The organism is Acaryochloris sp. IP29b_bin.137, from assembly GCF_028285745.1.
Taxonomy (GTDB): Bacteria; Cyanobacteriota; Cyanobacteriia; order Thermosynechococcales; family Thermosynechococcaceae; genus Acaryochloris.
On record NZ_JANQOP010000278.1, the window covers coordinates 1 to 8,403 of the forward strand.

Annotated in this window: 6 protein-coding genes; 4 read left to right on the forward strand and 2 right to left on the reverse strand. The window is 42.6% G+C overall.

Annotated features, from left to right (window positions below):
- Both Q0991_RS19600 and Q0991_RS19605 read right to left on the reverse strand, forming a co-directional pair.
- A partial coding sequence (locus Q0991_RS19600) for a biopolymer transporter ExbD (protein ID WP_299491703.1) occupies window positions 1-122 on the reverse strand: 122 nt, incomplete at its 3' end.
- The gene (locus Q0991_RS19605; RefSeq protein ID WP_299491692.1) at window positions 103-789 is read right to left on the reverse strand and encodes a MotA/TolQ/ExbB proton channel family protein; all 687 of its coding nucleotides are present in this window, start codon (window positions 787-789) and stop codon (window positions 103-105) included. The genes Q0991_RS19605 and Q0991_RS19600, both read right to left, overlap by 20 nt.
- Before the next feature lie 838 nt (window positions 790-1,627).
- Here Q0991_RS19605 and Q0991_RS19610 point away from each other — a divergent pair.
- The 4 genes from Q0991_RS19610 to Q0991_RS19625 form a co-directional block, all read left to right on the forward strand.
- On the forward strand, window positions 1,628-2,662 hold the full coding sequence (locus Q0991_RS19610; protein ID WP_299491694.1) for a sucrase ferredoxin: 1,035 nt from the start codon (window positions 1,628-1,630) through the stop codon (window positions 2,660-2,662).
- A 3-nt stretch (window positions 2,663-2,665) separates the two neighbouring features.
- Window positions 2,666-3,853 (forward strand): MFS transporter, encoded by a 1,188-nt coding sequence (locus Q0991_RS19615; RefSeq protein ID WP_299491697.1) that lies wholly within the window; start codon window positions 2,666-2,668, stop codon window positions 3,851-3,853.
- Window positions 3,854-3,907: 54 nt separating this feature from the next.
- Complete coding sequence (locus Q0991_RS19620; protein ID WP_299491699.1) at window positions 3,908-5,428, forward strand: TonB family protein; 1,521 nt, start codon at window positions 3,908-3,910, stop codon at window positions 5,426-5,428.
- Window positions 5,429-5,692: 264 nt separating this feature from the next.
- Window positions 5,693-8,403 (forward strand): TonB-dependent siderophore receptor (locus Q0991_RS19625; protein ID WP_299491701.1); only part of this gene is annotated, 2,711 nt, incomplete at its 3' end.

Genomic DNA, 8,403 nt, shown 5'->3' on the forward strand with positions numbered 1-8,403 from the left:
TCAATCTGAGTCAAAAATAGGGAGGACAAGATAAAGAAGGCTAAGATCGCGAAAATAACATCAATAAGTGGCAGGATGTTAATCTCCAACTCTTCTTCAAAATCATCTTCCCATACTCGCATAGGACTCCTCCATGGGTTGACTACCTCCATTTTTGGCATAGACATGCCATTCGTAAAGGATTTCTAGCTGACTAGCGTATTCGCGAAACATGGCAATTTGCCTTCGATAAAGTCCTCGAAAAATATTGGTGACTACTAGAGTCGCGATCGCAACAACCATCCCAGCAGCAGTAGAAACTAAGGCTTCGCTAATACCTCCGGTTACATTAGTTGCATTGGCACCTATTTGGCCAATCTTGATAGAAGAGAAGGAACGTATCAGACCCAGAATTGTTCCTAACAAGCCAAGCAGCGGGGCAACAGCAACTACCGTTTGAAATATCGTATTAAAACGCTTAAGGATAGGGATTTCAGCTTGAGTTGCACCTTCAAGCGCTAAACGAAATTGGCCTAATGACGCATTTTCCAACTCCAGTGCCTCAAGAAAAATGCGAGGTAAAGGAAGGTGAGTATGTTGCTTTAACTCGTCAAAGGCTAGCTCAGGATCTGTGCGATAGAGTTGTAAAAATTCTCTAGTAACTGATCGCTGATCTCTAGTTACCGTGAACCAAAACCTGATCCTTTCTATGGTGAGAGCAAAGACTACGATAGAGAATATTAGGAGCGGAATCATAACGATACCGCCCGCTTGAAATAGTCGAATAACGACTCTAAGTACTTGAGCCATGGACTTGCTAGTTACCTTGACGTAAATCTAGTGCGGCTTTAGATTAAAATTTGCTCATGGGAAAACTACAAATTGAAAGCCAAAGCTGATAGTAACCTTATTGAGAATGCGTATCAAGTAGATTTACCAAAATTCATCAATTGACCCAGCCTCAAATTCGAGAACTCAACATCTTTATGGGTTTTACCGTTTAGTGAGAAATGGACATTTGCTCAATGACGGGATGAATGATATCTTATGTATCTTCCAAAAGTCGCATTTAGGAAGAGCACTGGAAATCTTACATGTACCTCGTTATTGGGTAACCCCTCAACCTAGCTTTGACTGTATAGATCATTCTTCAGCGATGGGGACAATCCTTAATCTAACGAAATGGAGCGTTTTTATGATAAAGGCATGGGCTTCTTATCCCTTGCTGGAATAATCAGAGTTGATAAACTCAATATGTTTCAGTCTCTCGCTCAACTTTTACAGTCTTTAAATGGTGTTCGAATAACCTTATACATGTTCTATTTATAAATGAGCAACCTGATTCATTAAATTGACAGAACTGTAATACTTTCGCAGATTAATACAGTTCATTCTGATGAGAGATTAGCATAGCTGGAGTTCATGGTTTATGAAATAGATATGAAAAATAATATTTGCCATTGATACATTGGGCTTATTAGTTGGTGCTAGACATTGGGCAATGCATTCCTTAAATGAATTTGATAAACTCATATCCCACTGAAGATGTTGATTAGCAGTAAAACATAAAAACTTCAAAACAATATATAACTTAGCTTTAGCTTTTGTAAATTTGCGACATAGCGTTTATAGATTTATAGAAATTACAGTGAATAATACTTCGAGCCTTCGGTATTGCTCCCTTGCATCAAAAGACTTTGGTGTCGATCCCATTGGGAGTGCTATTCAGGCTGATAGGTGGATTATGATTGAAGTGCCTCGTCCATGGTCAAAAAACCCATGGGAAAATGAGTCTACAGGACTGCTCAATCTTTTTCAGTCTTTGGAAAAACATCCTCACCTTTGGAGAAATACGAGAATTCTTGCAATTGCATCTGATAAAGAGTATTCCCAAATTGGTTGTCGCAACGTTATTTGCTTTAATCGACCGAGTCGGCCTTTTTCTCGATATGATACACTCCACTTTTCTGTGCCTTTAGATCGGTTGACTAAGTTTCTAGAACAAGTCACTTTTCACAAGCCATTAACAAGTTTTTCAGAGTTTTATCAGGTTCCCTGTCGCCACCTTTTTGTTTGCACCCATACTCACTATGATCTTGCCTGTGGGCGTTTTGGTACGCCAATTTATCAGGCACTAAGACAAAATTATTCCGATCAGCAATTACAAGTTTGGCAAGTGGCTCACTTTGGTGGACATCATTTAGCTCCAACTTTGATCGATTTTCCACAAGGTCAGTTTTGGGGTTTCTTAGAACCGAACGTTTTAGATATCCTCATCAATCGACAAGGAGATGTAAAACAACTTTATCCTTACTACCGTGGCTGGGGGGGAGTCTCTGCTTGGACACAAGTTTTAGAACGTGAAATTTGGATGAAACAAGGGTGGGAATGGTTGAAAATACCTAAACAAGAAGTCATCAAAACTCAAGACGGTGGCAAACTACGCCACCGACTTCTGCGGAAGCTATTACGTCATGTACCTACAATTCGGGCACAAGTACTTCTAAGCAAGCTGGAACAGAAATTATCATGGTCAGAAATTGAGATCCTGGCTGGTGATGACCAAAAGCGTCGACAGTCTTATCGAGCCCGAATTGCAGTTAATCATGAAATCATGACTCCCTTATGTTCACAAGCAATGGATCGTCAACAACCCGTAAAGCAATACCAAGTGTGTTGGTAAGACATGTCCCAGAAGCTCCACAAGCCGCATCAAAGTCCTCAAATAAATCATACAGTTAAAGCTTTAGGGGTAGTGAGTCTGTTGACTGATCTATCGACCAAGATGGTCTATCCCATTACCCCGATTTTTCTGACTCAAATCCTAGGAGCTCCAATATGGACTTTAGGGCTCATTGAAGGGATTGCTGAAAGTACAGCTAGCCTCTTAAAACTTTACTCTGGCTGGCTTTCGGATAGGGTTGGTCGGCGTAAGCCTTTTGCTTTGTTGGGGTATGGCCTTGGTGCATGCTCTCGGATTCTGATGGCAGTGTCAATGGTTTGGGGACATGTATTGGGGGCTCGCTTTATTGATCGGTTGGGGAAGGGATTACGAGCCGCGCCCAGAGATGTTTTGATTACAGAGAACTCTCCCCCACACAAGAGAGGATATGCCTTTGGTTTGCATCATAGTTTAGAAAAAGTGGGGGAGGTATTAGGACCATTACTAGGAGCAATTTTTCTATGGTTTTTCCCCGGTAACTACCGGGGAGTCTTTGCGATAGCCGTAATCCCAGCTTTTTTGGGGATTGCAGTGTTGTCAGTTGTGGTTCGAGAACGTCGGACGAAGCATCATAGCAATAGAGCACACCCTCAGTTGAAATGGCGTGGGCTATCTCATACCTATCGACATTTTTTGATGGTTATGGGCTTATTCAGTGTTGGTAATTCTTCAGATACGTTTTTATTGTTACGGGCTCAAGATTTAGGATTACCAAGTAGTCAAATCCTCCTACTATATGCTCTCTTGAACCTAGTAGAGGTACTCCTAGGGGTAGCTGCAGGTAGACTTTCTGATCGAGTTGGGCGTAAGGCTCTGCTAAGAGGAGGTTTTTTGATATTCGCGGTTGTGTATCTGGGGTTTGCGCTCACAACCTCAATTTGGGTAGTCTGGATATTATTTCTGCTCTATGGCTTATATTCCACCTTCACTAGAGGTGTACAAAAGGCGCTAGTATCAGACCTCGTTCATCCAGAGAGACGTGGGGCTGAAATTGGTGTTTTTCACACTGTAACAGGGGCAGCAGCCCTACCTGCTAGTCTAATAGCGGGTGCGCTTTATTCACAGATAGATAGTGGGGCTCCCTTTTACTTCAGTGCCTTAATTGCGGTAATAACAGTTTTACTCCTTGAACTAAATAAAGATATCGCTTAATAATGTTTTATCATGAAAATTATTTGCAATAGTCTCCATGGAATGGACTAACCTATGGGCTTTTCAAGATTCTCCACAGAGGGCCGTCAGCGAGAACTCCGTATCATTCGCCGGGTATTGGTAGTTGGCCTATTAGCGGCGTTAGGCACTCATATTTCATCTGCCCCTATTTTTGTGAAGTGGGCCGGAGACTTACTCAGTAATCTTGATATTGAAGAACCAGAAGAAACTATAGAACTCTTTGTTGTGGATCAAGAGGTCCCTGAGCCTGAGCCGGAAAAAATATCCCCACCACCACCTACAGAGGTTGCTACTGAAAAAGAGCAAGCTGCCTCTGCAGCAGAAGATTCGCCTCCACCTTTAAAGGTCAGTAAAACGTTTACCCCCACACTACCGACTTCAGACTCAATAGACACCATACCGACTGATTCTGCAATTGCATCAGAATCAGGTTCGGAGGATGGGAAAGGTGCTAAGGGAGGGGCCGATTTCATGGGCTTAGTACCGGGGGATGGAAATGTTAATGGTGAACCGGACCGTCCGGCAGGTTTACCGAATATTCGGTCAAGAAAATCTGAGAAACGTCAGCCCATCCATGAAGTTGCGCGTAACCGCCCTTATGGTAAACGAACTGTAGCCTGTTCTCCCTGTTCGCTGCCCGATTATCCCTTGTCAGAGCAACGGGAAAAAATTGAGGGGCAACCCGTTGTTGATATTACCTATGACAAGAATGGCAAGGTTGTAAGGGCAGTCATTAAAAAGTCGAGTGGGAATAAATCGTTTGATCGGGCTGCGCTCAAAGAAGCGCGAAAGAAGTGGCGGTTCAAAGATTCCCATCGATTGGGCGGGCAAGTTTCTGTTGAAGTAGCTTTTGTTATAAAAGGCTCACAAAAGTTTCAAGCTGCAAAATCAGCCGGTCGTCGTGAGGTCATTCAAGTTCCCATTCGCCAAACAGCTATTCCAGCAGCTCCTCCTTCTGTAGCAGCTTCTCCTTCTGTAGCTGCCGCTACTGCTTCTTTCTCTGGCTCACGATCAAAATCAACCACCTCTGCTTTTACAAGTCCCAGAAACAGCTCATTTACGGGACCTTCTTTGCCTTCAACTAGTCCTTCAACCCACAATTCAAGTGTGGCAAAACGCAAGGATATTCAGTGGAAACTCCCCACACCTGTTGGCAACATTGCGCCTCGCTCATCATCCACTCCATCGAAGGTTCACTCACAACCTACTCAGACGCCTCCGACGACAGCGGTCCCCAATCATTCCTCTCCAGCAGCGGGGACTCCTGCTCCACCCCCTACCTCTGTCGCCAAAACCAGCGTCACAAGACCACCTGTAGCTCCAAAGCATGTCCCTCCAGCCCCTTCAGCTGCTAAGGCTAGTACTAGCACTCCAATACCCAAGCAGACTCGTCTTCTCCCTCCCCAGCCCCAGGTTGCGCCTTCAATCCCAACAGCCCCTCCCCCAGCACCAATCTCAGCTCCGCGCCCTAGACCTGCAGATGCGATAGAGGTACCAGTCCGGCCTACTACTTCTACACAAACAGATCCAGTGCTACCAACGCCGCCCAACTGATTTCCTGGGTAAAGCAATTGAGGAAAATAGTTCAGTTCAAGTTTCCGAGCTTCTTCCACATAGAACCCGTTTCTGAAATTAAATAATTTAAGGTTAATTGAAAAATAGTTGCAATTAGCCTTACTATAATAAACGGCTCTTAAAAAGACTTGAGAAGTATGAAGAGTCGTCAGCATTCTGGATAGGAGATTATTGCGATTGGATCTTCATGGGGGTGTTCTGTAGCTTATTTCTTGACTACTAATTTTAGTTTTTTTAGGTTGAATGCGTTATCTCATCCGATTTATTTGCCTGTTGATGCCAGGCATGATACCCATCCTGCTTATCCCTCCTAGCATTGCTTTTCCCGAATCCCTTAGTCAGGATCCAAGTGTAGATTTTCCACTAGTCGATGAGGCCTTCAATCCTCTACCGCTATCTCAACTTCCACCTTCTCCAGATAACCAAACCCAAGCCCCCCCTGCTCAATCGACTGATGAGGCACCCGACTCTCCAACTCAATCGCCATCCCCAACGACTAACCCGCCAGATGATTCCAATGAAGGATCAGTTCCACTAGCCCAAATCACTAATATCTTGGTAAAACCCATTCAAGATGGTTTGCAAGTTGTTTTAGTTACTTCTAACTCGGCATCTCCGAAAGTTTTTCAGTTTCAAGAGCAAAATGCTTTATTTGTAGATGTTGTGGGTGCACAATTAGCACTTTCTGATAATACAAATTTAACGTTTGAGAACCCACTTCCTTCCATCAGTTCAATTTCTGTTCAACAAATTAGCGACCAAGAAATTCGTATTAAGGTCTTCAGCAATGTTGAAAAGCCCCTCAATGCCTACTTAGAGCGGGCAGCAGAAGCGTTAAAATTAGATGTCGTTCCACCAAGTGATTCTGCAAGTACCTCTGAATTAGAGTTTGGCAACAACTTACGTATTATTGTTTCGGCTGATCCACTACCTCGGTATCAAGTTCCTACTGCTAGTGCAGGCACACGTACTAATACTGATGTTCTTGATATTCCTCAGGGAATTCAAATTATTCCAAAGGCAGTTCTCAAAGACCAGGGGAACAAAGGGCTAGGGGAATCGTTAAGAAATACCAGTGGTGTTAATATTGGCCGCGCTGCTGGTTTAGCCCGCGCTACAACTCCCATTATTCGTGGATTTGAAACTGATAATCTACTCCGAAATGGCTTGAGAGATGATACCCTGCGCATTAGTTCAGGGGTCAATAACATTGAGCGAATAGAAGTATTGAAAGGACCATCATCCGTATTATTTGGTGCTGGAAATCTTGGTGGCACCATAAATCTTGTTACTGAAACACCACTGGAAGAACCACTTTATAATTTAGAGTTTAAAGCAGGTAATTATAAATTTTACGGTGGTTCTTTTGACTTTACTGGACCTTTGAATGAATCGAAATCCCTTGGGTATCGTCTTAACTTTGCCTACGAGAGTCGTCTTGGGATTACGAGCTTCGAAAACAGCGACTTTTTCTTTATCTCACCTTCATTGCAGCTGATTAATACGGACAGTACAAGTCTAATTGTTGACTTTGAATACTTAAGCAGTCGTACAAGAGGGGATAATTCTGGGCTTCCTGCTTTCTCTGCGATAGGGCCTGAGGGGAATACTCTAATTGAGGATATTGTTGATAGTGGGGTTCAGATATCAGAAGAAGATTTGCAAAGAGCAGGGACACTGGATATTAGTAAAAATCTTGGTGAGCCTGATATTAGCAGCTCTGAGACGAATGTAATTCGGGTTGGTTATCGCTTTGAACATAAATTTGATGAAAGCTGGAAAATCAGGAATGAGTTTCTAGGGTCATTTCAAGATACACCCCAATCGAGTTTCGTTGGTTCAATTAACTTTCTACAAGAAGCAGGCCAACCAAATTTTAATTTGTTGGAAAGAATCTATTTGGAAAATCCAAGCTATCGAGAAGCTTTTACATTAAATACAAATGTCGTAGGCGATTTTAAGATTGCAGGAATTGATCAGAAGTTATTATTTGGTGTGGAGTTATTTAGGGAGTTACAAGAAGATGTCATTAACCAAAGACTTTTCTTCCCATTTTTATCGCTAGAGAGCACCCCATTCAATTTGTTTAACCCAAACTATGATCCCTCTCGATTTTTCAATGATAGTGATATCAATTTGCGCCCTGGTACTGATACCAAAACCCAAACTAGTTCAATTGGATTTTATGCTCAGTCACAAATTAACTTCACAGATAATCTAATCGTATTGTTGGGTGGACGCCTTGATTATGTGAAACAATTTTTTGTGGATAGGGTTAATAGAGCTGATACTTCAGCCATTCAGACTGCTGATACTGCATTTAGTCCTCGCTTTGGTATTATTTACAAGCCAATAGAAGATCTCTCCTTATATGCAAGCTATACTCGATCGTTTAACCCAACGATTGGTCGGGGTGAAACAGGAGAAATATTTATCCCAGAGAAAGGTAAACAGATTGAGTTCGGTGTTAAAGCAAAATTATTGGATGATCGAATAACCACTAGTTTGGCATATTACCAGTTAAGACGCACCAATGTATTGACTCAGGATCCAAGTAATTTAGGCTTCCAAGTACAGGTTGGGGAACAGGCCAGTGATGGTGTGGAATTTGACATCGCTGGAGAGATTCTACCTGGCTGGAATATTATTGCTAATTATGCTTATACCAATGCTCGTATCAGTCAGGATAATGAGTTTCCTGATGGGCTGAGGTTACTAAATTCCCCCGAACATGCGGCGAGTATTTGGACCTCTTATGAAATCCAAAAGGGAGCTCTAGAGGGTCTAGGATTGGGATTTGGACTATATTTCCAAGGATCGCGTAATGGTGATCTGAGGAGACCTTTTGTTATTCCTAGCTATACTCGTGCAGATGCTTCAATTTTTTATCAGAGGGGAGGTTTTAGAGCACAAATTAATATTCAAAACCTTTTCAATACTCGTTATTTTGAAGC